The 18744-nt window shown below is 59.0% G+C and carries 14 protein-coding genes, 1 tRNA gene and 1 riboswitch; all 15 genes read left to right on the top strand.

What is annotated here, in order from left to right; translation table 11 throughout:
- The 15 genes from HMPREF1556_RS04630 to recN all read left to right on the top strand — a co-directional run bounded on the left by HMPREF1556_RS04630 (nt 1) and on the right by recN (nt 18432).
- Nucleotides 1–849, top strand: a complete 849-nt coding sequence (locus HMPREF1556_RS04630) for a S1 RNA-binding domain-containing protein (RefSeq protein WP_021667142.1) — start codon at nt 1–3, stop codon at nt 847–849.
- 227 nt (nt 850–1076) lie between these two features.
- Nucleotides 1077–3947: a thiol protease/hemagglutinin PrtT gene (locus HMPREF1556_RS04625; protein WP_021667140.1), complete on the top strand. Its 2871-nt coding sequence runs from the start codon at nt 1077–1079 to the stop codon at nt 3945–3947.
- Between the two features lie 120 nt (nt 3948–4067).
- Nucleotides 4068–5066, top strand: a complete 999-nt coding sequence (locus tag HMPREF1556_RS04620) for an aminodeoxychorismate synthase component I (protein WP_021667138.1) — start codon at nt 4068–4070, stop codon at nt 5064–5066.
- Nucleotides 5033–5749, top strand: a complete 717-nt coding sequence (locus HMPREF1556_RS04615; protein WP_021667137.1) for an aminotransferase class IV — start codon at nt 5033–5035, stop codon at nt 5747–5749. Before HMPREF1556_RS04620 ends, HMPREF1556_RS04615 begins: the two co-directional genes overlap by 34 nt.
- Before the next feature lie 266 nt (nt 5750–6015).
- A tRNA-Leu gene (locus tag HMPREF1556_RS04610) sits at nt 6016–6097 on the top strand.
- Between the two features lie 98 nt (nt 6098–6195).
- A riboswitch (TPP riboswitch) is annotated at nt 6196–6296 on the top strand.
- A gap of 52 nt (nt 6297–6348) precedes the next feature.
- Nucleotides 6349–8619 carry a TonB-dependent receptor gene (locus HMPREF1556_RS04605; RefSeq protein ID WP_021667135.1) on the top strand — a complete coding sequence of 757 codons (2271 nt, stop codon included), beginning with the start codon at nt 6349–6351 and terminating at the stop codon, nt 8617–8619.
- 30 nt (nt 8620–8649) lie between these two features.
- Nucleotides 8650–9267, top strand: a complete 618-nt coding sequence (pnuC, locus tag HMPREF1556_RS04600) for a nicotinamide riboside transporter PnuC (protein ID WP_021667134.1) — start codon at nt 8650–8652, stop codon at nt 9265–9267.
- A 22-nt stretch (nt 9268–9289) separates the two neighbouring features.
- Nucleotides 9290–9961, top strand: a complete 672-nt coding sequence (locus HMPREF1556_RS04595) for a thiamine diphosphokinase (RefSeq protein WP_021667133.1) — start codon at nt 9290–9292, stop codon at nt 9959–9961.
- A complete protein-coding gene (locus HMPREF1556_RS04585) occupies nt 9954–10706 on the top strand; it encodes a methylated-DNA--[protein]-cysteine S-methyltransferase (protein ID WP_021667132.1) in 753 nt (250 codons plus the stop codon). Before HMPREF1556_RS04595 ends, HMPREF1556_RS04585 begins: the two co-directional genes overlap by 8 nt.
- A gap of 207 nt (nt 10707–10913) precedes the next feature.
- The gene (locus HMPREF1556_RS04580) at nt 10914–12248 is read left to right on the top strand and encodes an NAD(P)/FAD-dependent oxidoreductase (protein ID WP_021667131.1); all 1335 of its coding nucleotides are present in this window, start codon (nt 10914–10916) and stop codon (nt 12246–12248) included.
- Nucleotides 12249–12652: 404 nt separating this feature from the next.
- On the top strand, nt 12653–13786 hold the full coding sequence (dnaN, locus tag HMPREF1556_RS04575) for a DNA polymerase III subunit beta (RefSeq protein WP_021667129.1): 1134 nt from the start codon (nt 12653–12655) through the stop codon (nt 13784–13786).
- A gap of 26 nt (nt 13787–13812) precedes the next feature.
- Entirely contained in the window at nt 13813–14601 is a 789-nt protein-coding gene (locus HMPREF1556_RS04570; RefSeq protein WP_021667128.1) for a 3'-5' exonuclease, read from the top strand.
- Nucleotides 14582–15787: a bifunctional phosphopantothenoylcysteine decarboxylase/phosphopantothenate--cysteine ligase CoaBC gene (gene coaBC, locus HMPREF1556_RS04565; protein WP_021667127.1), complete on the top strand. Its 1206-nt coding sequence runs from the start codon at nt 14582–14584 to the stop codon at nt 15785–15787. The genes HMPREF1556_RS04570 and coaBC overlap by 20 nt, the downstream gene beginning before the upstream one ends.
- A gap of 25 nt (nt 15788–15812) precedes the next feature.
- Nucleotides 15813–16712, top strand: a complete 900-nt coding sequence (locus tag HMPREF1556_RS04560) for a DUF4835 family protein (RefSeq protein ID WP_021667126.1) — start codon at nt 15813–15815, stop codon at nt 16710–16712.
- 43 nt (nt 16713–16755) lie between these two features.
- Nucleotides 16756–18432 (top strand): DNA repair protein RecN, encoded by a 1677-nt coding sequence (gene recN / locus HMPREF1556_RS04555; protein WP_021667125.1) that lies wholly within the window; start codon nt 16756–16758, stop codon nt 18430–18432.
- Nucleotides 18433–18744 lie beyond the last annotated feature (312 nt).

The following is an 18744-nucleotide window of genomic DNA, read 5'->3' as shown; positions in this document are numbered from 1 at the left end:
ATGGACACCCAGCCCCTATCGACCTATCAACTAGGGCGAGTACAGTCGCTCCCCATCCTTCGCCTCGTCTCTATCGGTGCCTACCTAGACGGGGGGATCCAAGACATTCTCCTCCCGCTACGCTACCTCCCCGCAGGTAGTCAGGTGAGGGACGAGGTCTCAGTCTTCGTCTATCAGGACAATGAGGGAAGGCTCATAGCTACGACGCTCACCCCGCTGGCTCAAGTAGGGGAAGTGGCCTACCTGCGCTGTAGCACGGTGACCGAGGCAGGCGCCTTCCTCGAATGGGGGATACACAAGGACCTCTTCGTCCCCTTCCGTGAGCAAGCCTCCAAGATGCTAGAGGGCTACAGCTACGTCGTCTACCTCTACGTCGATGCCCTCAGCGGGAAGATTGTCGGCTCAGCACGACTCTCCAAGCACCTGAGCAATACGCCCGCCGACTACGCACCAGGCTCACGCGTCTCCTGTCTGGTCACTGAGCAGCACGAACTAGGCTACCGCTGTGTCATCGAGGATCGCCACTGGGGACTCCTCTACAGCGACACTGCGCCACGCATGCTCCAGCGTGGTGAGCGGGTCGAGGCCTACGTGATCCGCCTGAGGGAGGACAATAAGGTAGACCTCTCCTTCACCCCCGTGGGCTACCAGAAGGTAGACAGCGAGCAGGCACGCCTTCTAGCTCTCATCGACCAGCATGGCGGGCGCCTTTCCCTCGGGGACAAGAGCCCTGCGGAGGAAGTCATGCGCCTCACAGGTATGAGCAAGAAGACCTTTAAGATGGTCCTCGGCGCCCTCTACAAGGCGGGGCTCGTCACCCTCGCTCCGACGGAAGTGCGGAAGCGCTAGCCCCGAGGGGCGAGCTCTTTTTGCCTCGTTCCTAGTACCAGTAGCGCCTCCTCCGAGGCACTACTAGTACCACCCGAGAGGCGCTACTGGTGCCTCTCAGCGCTCAGCACGAGCGCCTCTCCACCCCGCACACAAGCGCCTCGCTCCTTCGCTCGAGCCGAACGGAGGAGCCCGGCCTCGGCCTCCACTGGAGGCTCACCCCTTTGATTCACCTCTAATCCCACACGATGCATAGATCTCTACGACTACTCTCCCTCCTCCTCTCCCTGACGGCTCTCATCGAGATAGCCCTAGCTAAGCCCGTCGACCGAGCTACCGCCTCCCAGCTGGCTCGTAAAGTGCTCGGTACAGGCCCATCCTCAGCACGAAGTCTGGAGCATCTCCAGCTCACCGAGCGCCCCACCTACTATATCTATCAGGTAGGCGGAGGCGGGGGCTTTGCCCTCATTGCCAAGGACGACACGGCAGGCGCCCTCATCGGCTACAGCCACCGAGGCTCCTTTGATCTGGAGCGCATGCCCCAGTCGCTGAGGGAGCTCTTCTCTACACTTGACAATCCCCTCTCAGAGAGACGCTTGGGGCAGGAGGCACGAGCCTTCGACTACCCTCCGAAGCATGGGCGAGCCATCCAGCCCCTACTCAGCTCCAACTGGGGCCAAGGGCATCCCTACAGCCTCTATACACCGACCTATACCGACAGCGACGGGGACCAGCAGCACATGTACGCTGGGTGTGTCGCCGTGGCGATGGCACAGGTGATGTACTTCCACAAGTGGCCTAACGAGGGGACGGGATCAAGGACGCATAGCCAGCTCGGCTATCGGGACTTCTCCGCCAGCCACTATCGCTGGAGCGACATGCGCCCCTCGTATGGAGACAGGGAGCGCTATATCGGTTCGGGCAATAGTCGCCGTGTTCGTCCTGACGACGACCCAATATTTACCTCCGTGGCGCAGCTCATGGCCGACCTGGGGGTATCGGTAGCGATGGGCTACACCGAGTACGCTAGCAGTACCTCATCGGAGATGGCAGCAGCAGCCTTCCAGACCTACTTCAAGTACGACGCTACCAGTGCCCTCTCAGCCTCGACGCTAGGGATCACGACCATCGAGCGCCTCATCAGAGAGGAGCTCGAAGCCGGTTTCCCCGTCTACGTCAGTGGACTGAGCAGAAGTGGGGGGAAGCTCTCGGGCCACGCTTGGGTCATCGACGGGATGGACGCTCGAGGGCTATTTCACATGAACTTCGGGTGGGACGGGAGCAGTGATAGCTTCTTCTCTCTTCGTCACATCGCACCAGGACAGGCAGGCAATGAGTTCGGCGGGCGTAAGGTCAACTTCTCCCAAGGCATACAGATCATCCTTGCCCACCCCAAGCGCCCCGGTACCGCCCCGCTCTCCGACGAGGCTAAGCGCCTAGGAGCGGGCGGGCTCTCCAGTCACTACTCCGCCCTGCTACGCCTACACGGCTCGGGAGGCTTCAAGCGTACCCGCACCCCGCCGATAGATGTAGAGTTCGGAGGCTTCATCAATAAGGGGCTCCCCTTCACAGGGGACTATGGCTACGGGCTCTACGACGCTCAGGAGCGCCTCATCCGTATCTACCCCTCGAAGTACCACAGCCAGGGGGGATTCACTAAGGCTAAGCTCTACGGCCCGATGGTCGATGGTCAGTACATCAGTGATGATATGGCCGAGCAAGACCGTCTAGACATCTCAGGCCTCCCCGCTGGTATCTATGCCCTGCGCCCGCTGAGCTCACGCCTCGGGGAGGATGGGAGCTGGGGCCCTTGGCAGGAGATCCTCTATGCCCCCACCCTAGGCCTTCGTCTCACGGAGAGCGAGATCGAGGTGATCGAGGAGGATGGCTTCAATAGAGGCTTCCAGATCATGGAGTCGCTACGTCAGCCGAAGCTCTGTGCCGGCGACGAGGTGCGCCTACCGATCCTACTGAAGCATCTGGGTGCTACCAGCCGAGACACCCAGCTAGCCCTTCGCCTCTATGACGAGGCGGGACAGCTCGTCGAAGGCTTCAGAGAGCCTAGCCCGGTGAAACTAGAGTTCACCCCCATGGAGACGCATCTCGTCCACCTCCCACTCTCGCTCCCAGAGACCCTCAGAGCAGGGCGCTACCGCCTTGCCGTCGAGGTCAAGGACGGGGAGGGAAGCACGACCTATTCCACCCAGCTCTACCAGCTCCGTGAGGAGAACTTCCTCACCGTGTCCGCCCCCTTTGCAGAGCGTCTACAGGCCTTCGACGCCCGTATCCTCGACCGAAGAGGGCAGGAAGTGACGAGCTACCCAGTAGACCTGACGCAAGGGGCGAACCCTCGCCTCGAGGTGAGTGTCAAGACGCCTCCCTCCAAGCCCATAGGCAAGGAGCTCGGTACCCTTCGCCTCTACCTCGAAGATCCTACCACAGGGCATCGTACCCTCATCGGGACAGAGGCGCTCAAGACCGAGTCCCCCTTCTATATCCTGACTACGAGAGTCAAGAGTGAAGCACTTACCCAAGAGCTCCTCGGCGGGCTCTCTACGGGGAAGGCCTACCGAGTCGTAGCAGAAGTGACCTTCGCTGGAGCGGTCTACGACGCTTGGGCGCCCGATGAGAAGGCGATCTACCTGACCTTCGTCACGGGACGGAAGGAAGAGGCTTCCCCCACCCCCGAGATCCATCCTGCTCGCCCCACGACAGAGGTAGAGCCCTCTCCCGATCCCGCACCGAAGCCCCAGCCTGATCCCGAGCCTAAGCCAGAGCCAACACCCGAGCCTCAGCCCTCTCCTGAGCCTCAGCCCGTGCCCGACCCTCAGCCTACTCCTCCCCCAACACCTAAGCCTCTCCCTGAGCCTGAGCCCCAGCCTAAGGAAGAGGAGGCACACCCAGCCCTCCGCTACTTCCCCACCGAGAGCCGTGTCGAGGTCAGCGGTAAGGAGCTCCTCCGCCTAGAGGTCTTCGATCTGATGGGTCGCCGGTGCATCCATCAGCCTCTCAGCGGTGTCTCTCGGGCGAGCTTATCCCTAGCGCCCCTTCCCCAGGGCATCTACCTCGTGCGTGTCCTCGACGGGGGGAGCTACACGACGCACCGCCTAGCTCGCTGATCCCGATGACCCAAGGAGCACACACTCAGACCAAGCTAGCCTCTCCCTCCTCCCCACTAGGGGCTGGGGGAGAGGCTCGCTTCTTCGTCCCTATCGTCCCCTATCCTTCCCGCCTAGCACATGCAGCATCCCTTCCGTCCTAGCGACCAAGTCAGGGCTACCCTACGAGCGATGAACGAAGCATCGGCTCTGGGGAAGCCCTTCTTCTTCGTCCTCGACTTCGAGCTTCAGGAGGCGCTCTTCTTTCCTGACCCGATCCACCAGCACGACGGGTCGATCTTCTTCGATTTCCCCTCCGCTAGGACACCCGAACCTCCGGGGAGGAAGCGCCCCATCTCCCTCACTCCTCGCCCCGAGCGACTGGAGCGGTACCAAGAGCGCTTCCGCATCATCCACGACGGGCTCATGCGGGGGGATAGCTTCCTGACGAACCTTACCCTTCGTACGCCCATCGAGACCGAAGCCAGCCTAGAGGACATCTACTGCTCCTCTAGCGCCACCTATCGGGTACTCCTAGCTCATCGCTTCGTCTCCTTCTCTCCCGAGCGCTTCGTGACCCTCAGGGGCTCCGAACTGACGACACACCCGATGAAGGGGACGATCGACGCTCGCCTGCCCGACGCAGCCGGGCGCCTCCGGGGGGACTACAAGGAGGGCTGTGAGCACCATACCATTGTAGATCTGATGCGCAACGACCTTAGCCGAGTCTCGGCAGAAGTGCATGTTCGTCGCTTCAAGTACTTGACGGAGCTCCACACCACCTCAGGTCCTCTCCTACAGATGAGCTCGGAGATCGTGGGGCAGATCGACCGAAGGCAGGACCTTGCCTTAGGGGATCTTCTCCTGGAACTCCTACCTGCGGGATCGATCAGTGGCGCCCCTAAGTGCCGTACCGTCGAGCTCATCCAAGAGGCCGAGGGAGTGCCACGTGGCTTCTACACGGGCATCTGTGGCTACTTCGACGGCGAAGAGCTGGACTCCGCCGTCCTCATACGCTTCATCGAAGAGACGCCCACGGGCGAACTCTTCTACCGCTCTGGGGGTGGAGTCACCATCAACAGCCTATGCCAAGACGAGTATCACGAATGCTTACAGAAGATCTACATCCCGCAGAGTTAGGTGAGGCCCCCCTTTTCATCGAGACCCTGATGCTTCGCTCTGGGGAGCTCGTCCATACGGAGCTTCACCGAGAGCGGATGCGCTACACCCTCGAGACCGAGCTAGCGCGTCGGGGGGAGGGAGCACACTCGCCTCTCCTCTCTCAGCTCTACGCCTCCGCCCCGCTTGCCGAGATAGATAGCTTCCTCACTCAAGAGTTCCTTGATCCGAAGAAGACCTATCGCCTCACCCTCGGCTACGGGCTCAGCGGGATCGTCTCCCTACGCCTCATCCCCTACGAGCGACGAGTGATCCGAGCGCTACGCCCCACGCTCCTACCCCCGAACTTCGACTACAGCCTCAAGTGGGCGGACAGGAGCTTCTTCGACCAAGTCAAGGCGTCGATGCCTCGGGATGAAGAGCCCCTCTTCCTCCGCCCTGACGGGACGATCACCGACACCTCCTATACCAATGTGGTCGTGGAGCTCTCAGAAGGTCTCTTCACCCCCGCCCGTCCCCTCCTTCGGGGGACACAGCGAAGCCACCTCCTTCACCTAGGGCTGATCCGAGAGGATGACGCCCTGACGCTTGAGAAGATCCAGCGTGCTCAGCGCCTCCTGCTGATCAATGCGCTCCTTCCCCTCGACGAGGCGATCGAGCTCCCTCCAGAAGCCCTAATTCCCAGCGACCTTCAGAGGGGGTAAAAAGGGATCTACGGTAGGTCGTCTCTGCGACCCACCGTAGGTCGCATCGGCGACCTACAGTAGGTTTTTTCGACGACCTACCGTAGGTCGCAAAAAGGGCTTCTCCAAGCCCTCCATTCCAACGTCCCCAGAGCCTGCCCCCGAAGCATCGATTTTGGGCAAGGGGAAACGACCGAAGAAATTGCCCCAAAGCTCCAGAGCTTGGCGAAGTAAGATTTTATTTCTACCTTTGCAGGGCAATTACGGAGCTCCGCTCTGCACAGCATGCGGCTGTGGTGTAATTGGTAGCCACGTCAGACTTAGGATCTGATGCCGCGAGGCGTGGGGGTTCGAGTCCCTTCAGCCGCACAAGACAAGCTGTCTATTCCCAACGAGGATAGGCAGCTTGCTTCGTTTTATCCATTTGGCAAATGGTGCTCGGTGATGTACCTTTGCTGGCGAAAGAACTAAGGACAAAGGGGTGCTCACCCGACTCGGGCAAGCTGAGATGATACCCTCAAGACCTGATCCAGATCATACTGGCGTAGGAATTGTTCATCTACCATATTTACCCTTCCCCTTCAGCTCTACATTACTAATTCGTACCAATCGGTAATTGTATGATGAAGCGAAAAACCCTCCTCTCCGTCGTAGCTCTATCTGCTACGGCTACCCTACCCTTCACTGCCTCCGCCTCGACCTTCGCCGAGCAAGATAGCCTCAAGACGCACCGCCTCGAAGAGGTGCAAGTGACCGCTACCCGTGCCTCGGCTCGGACGCCGATGTCCTTCTCTAACCTCTCGAAGGCACAGCTCCAGAAGGCTAACCTCGGCCTAGATGTCCCCTACCTCCTCCTGCAGACACCCTCCGTGGTCGCTACTAGCGAACCTGGAATAGGTATCGGCTACACCTATCTGCGTGTACGTGGGGTCGACGCCGCAGGGATCAATATCATGACCAACGGCGTCCCCCTCAACGACTCCGAGAGCCAAGGAGTCTTCTGGGCCAACATGCCCAACTTCTCCTCCAGCATCCAGGATGCACAGCTACAGCGTGGTGTCGGCACTTCGTCCAACGGGTCAGCAGCCTTCGGGGCAAGTCTCAACCTCCGCACCGACCACTTCTCTATGACCCCTACAGCTACCCTCTCCCTACTTGGCGGAGCCTACAATACCTTCCGTCGTGAGGTACATGCTTCGACGGGACGTATCGCTAGGCACTGGGCGCTCGAAGCCCGACTAGGGAAGACGACGACCGATGGCTATATCGATCGCAGTGGCACAGAGGGGACGTCTTACTTCCTCCAGGGAGGCTATTTTGGGGAGAATACCATCCTCAAGCTCCTCTCCTTCGGTGGGAAGCAACGCACAGGGATCGCTTGGAACGGACTGAGCGCCACTGAGGAAGCGACCTACGGCCGTCGCTATAACTCCGCCGGGCATATGAACCCTAAGAGTACCCCAGCCGATGCCCGCTATCGGTACAATACCGACAACTACGAGCAGAACCATCTGCAGGCTCAGCTCACCCAGCGACTCAGCGAAGGGCTCATCCTCAACCTTACTGCCCATTACACCCAAGGCTACGGCTTCACCGATGAGTACCGCACGGGGCGTAAGCTCAAGGAATATGGGCTGAAGGAGTTCATCCTGCGGGGTGCTGATGGACAGGCGATCCTAGATAAGGATGGCAAGGAACAAAAGGTCAAAAAGATCACCCTCCTACGTACCAAGTACCTGGACAATGACTTCTATGGCGGTATAGCTACCCTAGAGTACAAGGCTCATCGCCTAGAGCTTACCACAGGGCTCTCCGCTAACCACTATGTAGGGGATCACTACGGCGAGCGTACCCCCATCACCCCCTATCCCTATCAGGTAGAGCCTAATGAGCGCTACTACGAGGACCGTGCCCATAAGACCGATCTCTCGGGCTTCACGAAGGCAACCTTTGAGGTAGCTAGAGGGCTCAACCTCTTTGCTGACCTACAGTATCGCTTCATAGACTACCGCATCAAGGGATCGATCGATCACTTCACGGGGGGCAAGCAGCAACAGATGGATCTCAAGAAGACCTTCAGCTTCTTCAACCCTAAGGCGGGGCTCTTCTACCAGTTCGCTCCCCAGCATCATGTCTATGGGTCTGTCGCTGTAGCGCACCGTGAGCCCAACCGCAAGCACTACACCGAGGTCAGCGAAGCCCAATATCCCCGTGCCGAGCGACTCACCGACTACGAGCTGGGGTACGGCTTCCGTAGTCGCACCTTCACGGCAGGGCTCAACCTCTACTATATGGACTATAAGGATCAGCTCGTACTCAACGGGAAGAAGAGCGATGTCGGCGGTGACCTCAGCGAGAATGTAGCTAAGAGCTACCGTGCCGGGGTAGAGGTGAATGCCTCGTGGCTCATCCTGCCTTCTCTTCGTTGGGATCTAGCCCTCGGGACCAGTCGCAATAGGATCAAGTCCTACACCCTCTACGCTTGGAGTGACAAGACTTATGAGGAGGTAGCGACGACCTACACGAATGCGCCGATCGCCTATTCACCAGAGCTCACCCTGAGCAATACCCTGACCTTCAGCCACCGAGCCTTCGAAGCAGCCCTCACCTCTCAGTATGTGGGAGCTCAGTATCTGGACAATACGGGGAGCAAGGATCGTAGCCTACCTAGCTATCATGTAGCAAGTCTCCGTCTGAGCTATGACCTCCCTGTGCGCAGCCTCAAGGCATGGCGCCTCAGCCTGCAGGTCAATAACCTCCTGGACGCTAAGTATGCGAGCAACGGGAGTGCCTACTATACCTTCGACAAGACGGGAGCTATCCAGTCGTCTAAGTCCGTCTACCCACAGGCAGGCATCCATGTCTTCGTAGGCTCGACGATCACCCTCTAAGTCCCCTTCTCCCTCTCTACACCCTACTCTATGGACCTCCTCCACTTCATCTCCTCGCATCCTCTAGAGCTAGTCACCGTCGTCGTCTCACTGATCTGGCTCTACCTAGAGTACCGAGCAAGTATCTGGCTATGGCCTGTGGGTATCCTCCTGCCTCTACTCTGGATACCCATCTGCTGGCAGAGTCGTCTCTATGGCATGCTCGCTATCAACATCTACTATCTCGTGACGAGTATCATCGGCTGGGTAGTGTGGCTCCAGAAGCGAGGGGATGAGGCGGAGGAGAAGCCAATCACGGATATCAGCCCACGCACAGCACTAGTCTACGCTCTGGGAGCTATCGTGGGTTACCTCGGTCTCCTACAGCTCCAGCCCTTCATCCCCGAGTGGCAAGTCCCTTGGGCAGATGCACTGACGACCATCGCTTCCGTCATAGGTATGATCTGGATGGCACGGAAGTGGCGACAGCACTGGCTCTGCTGGATCCTAGCGAACGCTGCGGGCTTCGTCGCCCTCTACGGAGCAGAGGATTACATCTCCTCCTTCGTCTATGTGGTGAACTTCATCACAGCCTTCTTCGGCTACCGCAAGTGGGGGCGTCTGATGCACTCCCACAACGAAGCACCTGTCCAGACCACCCAGCACTAGAATAGCCACCCACCCTCTACCCATGCGCTACTATCCCCTCTTCACCCAAGAGAACCTCCCCAAGACCCTCGTCATCGCCAACGGTGCCTTCCCCAAGGCTCCTACCCCGCTGGCACTCATCGACCGATGGCGCAGTGGTGAGGCGGGCTATAGTCTCACCTGCTGCGATGGAGCGGTGAATAAGCTCCGTCAGTACACCGATAAGCTCCCCGATGCCGTGGTGGGTGATCTGGACTCGGTATCGTCGGGTCTGAAGGATCTCCTTGATGGGCGTATCCATCACTTCCTCGATCAGGATACGAACGACCTGACCAAGACGATGAAGTTCATCCACAGCCAGGGGGGGAAGCGCCCCATCACGCTCCTCGGAGCAAGTGGAGGGCGAGAAGATCATCTGCTGGCTAATCTCTGTCTCCTGACTACCTACAGCGACCTGGTCAGCGACCTAGTGATGCTCACCGACGAAGGCTACTTCCTACTCCTGACGGAGCCTTCGGAGGTAGAGATCCTCTTAGGACAGCAGTTCTCCGTCTTCAACTTCCAGCAGACACCCATCTCCCTGAGGGGAGCTCGCTGGCCTCTAGAGCACTACACCCTGCCTCAGCTCTGGTGTGGCTCGCTCAACCGAGCCAGCGCTAGTCGCCTCAGCATCGACACCACGAGTCCCATCCTCCTCTACCTAGCTAATGTCTAGCCACCCACCTCTAGAGATCGTCCTTCGAGCCCTTGGCGAGCTCGATCCTCGTGGGGTGCATCCCCCGAGCAGTATGGAGCTGGAGCTGTGTCTCGGCTACAGCAGGGAGGAGCTGGACGAAGCCTTCCAAGCCGTCTACGACCATCCTATGGAGGACGTCCTTGACCTCTTTGCTCAGGAGCGTCTCCAGCAGTGCCCGAGCGAGCTTCTCGACGATTTCGCTGGGCAGGTAACTATGGAGCATGGCTACACGGGCGAGCTGTACTACTGCTACTTCCCCTACCGCTTCGGTGAGCTCCTTCTAGCGACGACTCCCCACGGGCTGTGCTCTAGTAGCTTCACCCTGGGGGACCGTGAGGAGGCACGGGAGCGCCTCATCGGAAGCTATCCGCACGTAGCGCACTTCCACGAAGAGCCCCACCCAATCTTGGTGCAAGCGATGAGGCACTTAGCCGAGCCGACGACAGAGCCTCTTCCCCCGCTTCATCTCATAGGTACGCTCTTCCAGCGATCAGTCTGGCAGACGATGCTCCTCATACCCCAAGGAGGCTGCATCAGCTACCAAAGGATCGGTCAAGCACTGGGCCTCCCTCAGGCAACCCAAGCTATCGGCACGGCTGTCGGTGCTAACCCTCTGGCTCCCTTCATCCCCTGCCACCGAGTGCTCCCCAAGGAGCATACCATCGGCTTCTACCACTGGGGGACGGGGCTGAAGGCTACTCTACTTGCCCCCGAATTACTCTAGCCTCTCTCTAGAGTCCACTGAGGCTATCCCCCGACCACAGGTCTCACTGCGACACCCCCATACCGAGGGTGAAGCTGAGGCCTGTGGTCTTGTGCTATTGGGCGAGGCACAAACGTAGGAGAATCAGCTGGATAGTGTAAACTTTCTTTACATACCTTCTGTTTTCCTCTTGTACGTTTAACGAAAGAATTATCCAATAGCCATTATATGAGTATCAATTTACCCCAGTCTACACTCCCCCGCGTCGTCATCGCAGGTGGGGGCTTTGCAGGACTCAAGCTCGCTCAAGACCTCGACGCTCGCCTCTTCCAGATCGTCCTCATTGACCATCACAATTACCATCAGTTCCCCCCACTGATCTACCAGGTAGCATCGTCGGGGCTGGAGCCTAGTTCGATCGCCTTCCCCTTCCGTGCAGCCTTCCGCCGAAAGAAGAACTTCGTCTTCCGTCTAGCCAATGTCATTGGGGTGGCTCCCGAGCGTAAGAGACTCCTCACCTCCGTGGGCGAAGTCGAGTACGACTACCTCGTGCTGGCCTGCGGAGGGACGACGAACTTCTTCGGCAACGAGCAGATCGCCCGCCACAGCCTCCCGATGAAGACGCTCTACGAGTCGATGAACCTCCGCAATGTCCTCCTCCAGAATATCGAGAAGGCACTCGTATCCGATAGCCCCGAAGCCCGTGAAGCACTCCTGACGGTAGCCATCGTCGGCGGTGGTCCTTCGGGCGTAGAGATCGCAGGGGCACTAGCCGAGATGAAGCGCTACGTCCTACCGAAGGACTACCCTTATCTCGAGACGGAGCAATTCAAGATCCACCTCATCGATGCCTCGCCCCGCCTCCTGATGGCCATGAGCGAAAAGAGCTCTGCTACGGCTACCAAAGGTCTAGAGGATATGGGCGTAGAGATCCATCATCAGACGATGGTCACCGACTATGATGGCAAGACGCTCACCCTAGGAGATGGGACGAAGATGAATACACGGACGGTCATCTGGGTGAGTGGGATCGTAGCCAATACCGTCGAAGGACTTTCGCCAGAAGCCATGGGACGAGGCAAGCGCCTCCTCGTCGACGGGCGCAATGAACTCCTAGGCTATCCCGGGATCTTCGCCCTCGGCGACCAGTGCCTCATGACGGCAGATCCCGCCTATCCTCAGGGGCATCCACAGATGGCACAGGTAGCGATCCAGCAGGCCGTACTGCTGGCCAAGAACCTCAAAGCCCGTGAGGACGGGCGTGAAGAGAAGACCTTCCACTACCGAGATCTCGGTTCGATGGCCACCATCGGACGCAACCGTGCCGTCGCAGAGATCGGCAAGGCGAAGTGGGGTGGCTTCACCGCCTGGCTCCTTTGGCTCGTCGTACACCTTCGCTCCATCCTCTCCGTGCGCAACAAGGTCATCGTCCTACTGAACTGGGTCTGGAACTACGTGACCTACGACCGCTCGCTGCGCCTCATCCTCAAGCGCCACGTCCCCGTCGAGCCCTATGAAGCTCGTCGGGAGCGTCTGGAGAATAGAGACACGCACGTCGACTAGCGCCGAGCCCTACTTTCTCCCTTCTATTTTCAGCCCTTCGCCCTCCCTCGTCAGCATGCTGATAGAGGCGGGCGAAGGGCTTTGTCACAAACCCGCTCACCAAGCGGGCTGGAGAGGTGCTCTGGAAGGAGGCAAAAAAAACCTACTGTAGGTCGCCTCACCGACCCACTGTGGGTCGTCGAGGCGACCTACAGTAGGTTTTTTCGACGACCTACCGTAGGGTCCTTTTTTGCCCCCTCTGGAGGGGGTAGCAATTCCCCTACTCCACCCCCATCGGAGCGCCCTGAGGAGCGAGGGCCTAGCTCCCCCTAGTGCGGGATCGATCCCTAGCCTTAGACTCCCCTCCAAAAAAGCTATATTTGTACACTTAATAAGTCAATGAATCTATCGAATCTCATAGCGCTATGAAATTTACTGTCACCAGCAACGACCTTCTCCAGCAACTGCAGGCTGTAGCGAAGGTCATCTCCAGCAAGAGTGTGGCGGCTGTACCCGTACTCGAGAACATCCTCTTCGAGCTCCAGGGGCACATCCTCACCCTCACGGCTTCGGACCTCAGCAACCGTCTGACTTGCTCCATCGCTGTCAACAACCAAGGCGAAGATGGGGCTTTCGCCGTACGTGCTGGTATCGTCCTCGACTCCCTCAAGGAGCTCCCCGACCAGCCCATCGAGATCGAAGTCGAGGAAGGGAAGGCTACCGTCACCTACAGCAACGGGCACTATAGCTTCCTGACCACGGCCGCAGATATCTACCCCGAAGGGATCATCCTCGAGGAAGCTCGCACGCTCGAAGTACCCGCACAGGCTCTGCTCAAGGGGCTGGAGCGTACGGTCTTCGCCGCCAGTGACGACGACCGTCGCCCCGTGATGACTGGGGTATATCTCGACTTCTTCGAGGACAAGCTCGTCTGCGTCGCTTCCGATGGTCGCATCTTGGCTCGCCATACCGACTCCAACATCAAGAGCGAGGCTGCCGCTGCCTTCTGCCTGCCCGCTCGTATCGCACTCCTGCTGACTCGTGGCCTTCTAGCTAAGGAGACCGAACCCGTGCAGATCAGCTTCGACACGAAGAACGTGACCTTCACGATGAAGGGAGGCGCCCTGACGGCTCGTCTGCTAGATGGGAAGTTCCCGAACTACAACTCCGTGATCCCTCCCTCCTCACCCCACAATATCACGGTGGACAAGGATCAGCTCTTCTTCGCCTCCAAGCGTGCTGCCATCTTCTCCAACCGTGCGAGCAACCTCGTCATCTTCGACTTCGCCGACGGAGCTATCCGCATCTCGAGCCAAGACCTCGATCTCTCGATCGCTGCCGAAGAGACCATCCCTTGCTCTGGGCAGGAACCAGGGACCCGTGTACGCATTGGCTTTGACTTCAATTACCTCCAGCGCATCCTACAGAGCCTCTCGAGCGAGCAGATCCAGATCAGCCTAGCGGACCAGACTCGTGCGGGCATCATCACCCCGCTGACGACCGACGACGGGGTAGACATCTGCACGCTGATCATCCCCATGAAGCTCCTCGGCGAATAGCCTGGTCTTCCCATCAAGGATAGTATATGAAGCTCCATCTACAGCGCCCGATCGTCGTCTTCGACCTAGAGACGACGGGCGTACAGATCACTCGTGACCGTATCGTCGAGATCTCGATCCTCAAGGTGCATCCCGACGGCGAGCAGGAGACGAAGACACGGCGCATCAACCCCGAGATGCACATCCCTGAGGAGGCGACAGCTGTACACGGTATCACCGATGCCGACGTAGCAGACTGCCCGACCTTCGCCCAGGTAGCTCGTAGCCTCTACAGCTGGATCGAAGGCTGTGACATCGCTGGCTTCAACTCCAATCGCTTCGACGTGCCGATGCTCGTCGAGGAGTTCCTCCGTGCAGGAGTCGCTGTGGCCTTCGACGACAGACACTTCATCGACGTGCAGACCATCTACCACAAGATGGAGCGCCGTACGCTGGAGGCTGCCTACAAGTTCTACTGCTCCAAGACCCTGGAGAATGCCCATTCGGCCGAGGCCGACACACGGGCGACCTTCGAGGTGCTGGAGGCACAGCTGGATCACTACCCCGAGGAACTAACCAACGACGTCGCAGCGCTGGCCGAGTTCTCTAGCTACGGCCGACGGGTGGACTTCGCTGGTAGTCTCGCCTTCAACGACCAAGATGAGATCGTCATCAACTTCGGCAAGTACAAGGGAGTACCCGTCACCGAGGTCTTCCGTCGGGACTCAGGCTACTACAGCTGGGTGATGGGTGCTCAGTTCCCTCTGGAAACCAAGCGGTGGTTCTCCCGACTCTACCAACAGGCACGACAAGGCAATGGGAGTACTCAGAGATAAGCACATCGTACTCGGCATCTCGGGGAGCATAGCGGCCTACAAGGCAGCCGTCCTGACCCGTCTGCTCGTCCGTCAGGGTGCAGAGGTGCAGATCGTCATCACACCAGCGGGCAAGGAGTTCATCACTCCGATCACGCTCTCTGCCCTATCCTCCCGCCCGGTGATCAGTGAGTTCTTCAGCGGGCAGGATGGTACATGGAATAGCCACGTCGATATAGGTCTCTGGGCCGATGCTATGGTCATCGCCCCCGCTACCGCCTCTACTATTGGGAAGATGGCACATGGGGTCGCCGACAACATGCTCCTGACCACCTACCTCTCGATGAAGGCTCCTGTCTTCGTCGCTCCAGCGATGGATCTGGATATGTTCGCTCATCCTTCGACGACGGACAATCTGGATCTTCTGGCCCAGAGAGGTAACTTCATCATCGAGCCTCAGTCTGGTGAGCTGGCGAGCCACCTCATAGGCAAGGGCCGTATGGAGGAGCCAGAGGGAATAGTGGCCGTCCTTGAGGAGTTCTTCTCCTCTACCCTTGACTACGAGGGTAAGCGTGTAGTGATCACCGCAGGGCCGACCCACGAGGCGATCGACCCCGTCCGCTTCATAGGTAATCATTCGACAGGACGGATGGGTATTGCTCTGGCCGATGAGCTAGTTCGTCGGGGAGCGCACGTAGACCTTATCCTCGGCCCTTCGGCACTGAAGCCCTCCGACGCAGTGCACGTCGAGCGGGTGACTACCGCTGAAGAGATGCTCCGAGCTACCGAAGCTGTCATCGACACGGCAGATATCGCCATCTTCGCAGCCGCTGTAGCCGACTACCGCCCTCGTATAAAACATACCGAGAAGATCAAGCGGGAGCACGAGACCGAGCTCGACCTAGAGCTCGTGCGCAATCCCGACATAGCTGCCACGCTGGGAGCGAGGAAGCGCCCCGACCAGTTCTTCGTAGGCTTTGCTCTGGAGAGTAATGCAGGTGTCGACGAAGCTAAGCGTAAGATGCAAGCCAAGGGCTTCAATGCCATTGTCCTGAACAGTCTGCAAGACTCCGGCGCTGGCTTTGGGCACGAGACTAACAAGGTCACTATATTCGACCAAGAGGGATCCATCGAAGCGTACGAACTGAAGAGTAAGGATGCTGTAGCACGAGACATCGCTAGCTTCATCATCAAGCGCCTCGGTTAGTTCGCCCCCGTAGTCCTGTGATCGGATGCGCCTCGGTATCCTCAGTTTCCTCTGCCTCTTACTCTGCTCTCGAGGGCTCTCCCATGCCGAGGAGCTCCGGGTCGCTGTGGAGGTACGTGCTGAAGCCCTTGGGGAGTCCGACCGCACGCGCTACGAGACCCTCCAGAGGCAACTATCCGATCTCTTCAACCGAACCCACTGGACAGATCTCGCCTATCAGGATGAGGAGCGTATCGAGGCGACCTTCACTCTGATCCTCCTCGAGCGTAAGGGAGAAAGGGACTACACCGCAGAGGTGGTCGTCTCTGCCCGTCGCCCTGTCTACCACTCCGACTATCAGACGACGACCCTCCTCGTGAGAGAGCGGGGGATCAGCTTCAGCTACCTTGCCGGTGACCAGCTCACCTACAGGGAGACGGAGCTAGAGCATAGCCTCGTTGCTCTGGTCGCCTACTACGCCCTCTACCTCATCGCCACAGATCTAGACAGCTTCTCTCCTCTAGGGGGAAGCCTCCTCCAGCCCCGTCTCAGCACGCTCCTCTCTACGGCAGCGAGTCGAGCAGACTGGCAGGGCTGGTCGAGCTCGGAGCGTGGTCTCAGTCGCTACCGACGCGTGAGTCGCTTCCTCTCTAGTGAAGAGGAGGTCTACCGCAAGTGCTGGTATCGCTATCACCGCCTTGGTCTCGATCGGATGGCCGACGCCCCAGAGGAAGCGAGGAAGGTCATCCTCGACGTACTCCGAGAGCTAAGCTCCTTCGCTAAGGGTCACTTCCTCTCGCCCTCCCTCTCCGAGCTGGAGAGTGCTAAGCTCCCCGAGATCGTGGAGCTCTTTGCCCGAGCCCCACAGCAGGTGAGGCAGCAAGTCCTCGAGCTTCTTGAGAGCCTTTTCCCCACGGCCAGCACACGCCTACAGCCTCTACGTTAGGCTGTGAGCTCCCCTACTCATCACCCCTCTATCACCTAGCATCATGCTTCAGAGTCTCAGTATTCGGAACTTCGTACTCATCGACGAACTGACCATCGACTTCCAGCCCCACTTCTCCGTCATCACTGGGGAGACGGGTGCAGGGAAGAGCATCATCCTCGGCGCTATAGGCCTGCTGATGGGACAGCGAGCCGACAGCTCTACGCTTCGCCCTGGTGCGGACCGCTGTATCATCGAGGCACGCTTCACCCATCTGGATGCCGCCGTCGGGATCATGCTGGAGGAAGAGGACATCGACAGTGATGAGGAGGAATGTATCGTACGCCGAGAGATAACGTCTAAGGGGAAGAGCCGTGCTTTCATCAATGATACCCCCGCCTCTCTCCAGCTCCTGAAGCGACTGAGCGAATACCTCATCGACATCCATTCGCAGCACAAGAATCTCCTGCTGGGGGACGCCGGCTTCCAGCTCTCGGTCCTTGATCTCTATAGCGGTTCCCTCCCCCAGCTCCACACCTATCAGGAGGCCTATCGCCGTCTAAGAGAAGGACAGCGAGCCTACGAGGAGGCGAAGGCTACGGCACTAGCTCTTAGCAAGGAACAGGACTATCTACAGTTCCAATACGATCAGCTCGAAGAGGCTGAGATCGAGGAGGGCGAACTAGAAGCTCTCGAGGAAGAAGAGCGTCAGCTCTCCCATGCCCAAGAGATCCAGGAGGAGCTTGGTGGTGCCGTCTCCGCCCTCGAGGATGACGAGCGGGGAGCGCTACAGTCCGTACACCTAGCCCTACGCTCGGTGGAGAGCATCCGTCGCTATCATAGCTCTGCCGAAGAGTGGTGCGAACGGCTCTCCAGTGTGCGTATCGAGCTCCAAGACCTCGCCTCGACACTCTCGAGCGAGGCGGAGGAAGTGACCTTCAGCCCTAAGCGCCTCGCCCGTGTCGAAGCCCGTCTAGACCAGCTAAGGGGACTGCTCCACAAGCACGGACTCGAGAGTTGCTCCCAGCTGATCGCCCTCAAGGAAGAGCTCGCCGAGCGCCTAGAGAAGATCAATTCTTCGGATGAAGATCTAGCTCGTCTTGCTGAGGAAGTCGAGGCAGCCGAGGCGGAAGTGCTCCGTCTCGGAGAAGCGCTACGCCAGATCCGCTCTGACGCTGCTCGAGCCATCGAGACCGCTCTGGTCCTTGCCCTGCAGGAGCTAGGGATGCCTCATGTCCGCTTCCTCATTCAGATCGATGCCCTAGCGAGCCCCAGCCTCATGGGCCTTGATCACGTCACCTTCCTCTTCTCCGCCAATAAGGAGATCGACCCTGAGCCCGTCGCCGACATCGCTTCGGGTGGTGAAATATCCCGTCTGATGCTGGCGCTCAAGGCGCTCATCGCAGACCGACGGAGTCTACCTACCATCATCTTCGACGAGATCGATACAGGTGTCTCGGGCGAGACGGCCGAGCGCATCGCCACCATCCTTCGCCGTATGGGGCAGAGCATGCAGGTGCTGGCTGTCACCCACCTTCCACAGATCGCGGCAGCAGGCTCCGACCACTTCTATATCTACAAGGAGCATGGCGAAGAGAGCACCCGTAGCCACATCCGTCACCTCACGAGTGAGGAGCGTGTCGACGAGATCGCTCGGATGCAGAGCGGGAGCAAGCTCACCGACGTCACCCGTGCTGCCGCCCAAGCCCTTCTCGAAAGTGCTGGGGGACTCAAGGACTAACGCCTCCTCATTTAGCCCACTCCATTACTCGAAGTCCAAGCTCTTCCCTCCCCTCGAAATAGGACGATCCTGCCTCGAAGACCCCGAGGAAAGGACGAGGGTCGACACGTCCGCCCTCCTTCGTACAAATAATTAGGCTCCCGCCCTCTGACACGAATCGAATTCAGAGGGCGGGAGCGTCGCTATCTATACCTCGCCGAAGGCGCCTTCAAGTACGGCGTTTGGAAGGGGGCTTCAGGAGGGGGCAAAACCGACCTACGGTAGGTCGTCTCTGCGACCCACTGTGGGTCGTCATCACGACCTACAGTAGGT

The organism is Porphyromonas sp. oral taxon 278 str. W7784 (assembly GCF_000467855.2).
Classification (GTDB): domain Bacteria; phylum Bacteroidota; class Bacteroidia; order Bacteroidales; family Porphyromonadaceae; genus Porphyromonas.
This window is presented reverse-complemented; position numbering and strand designations above follow the sequence as displayed.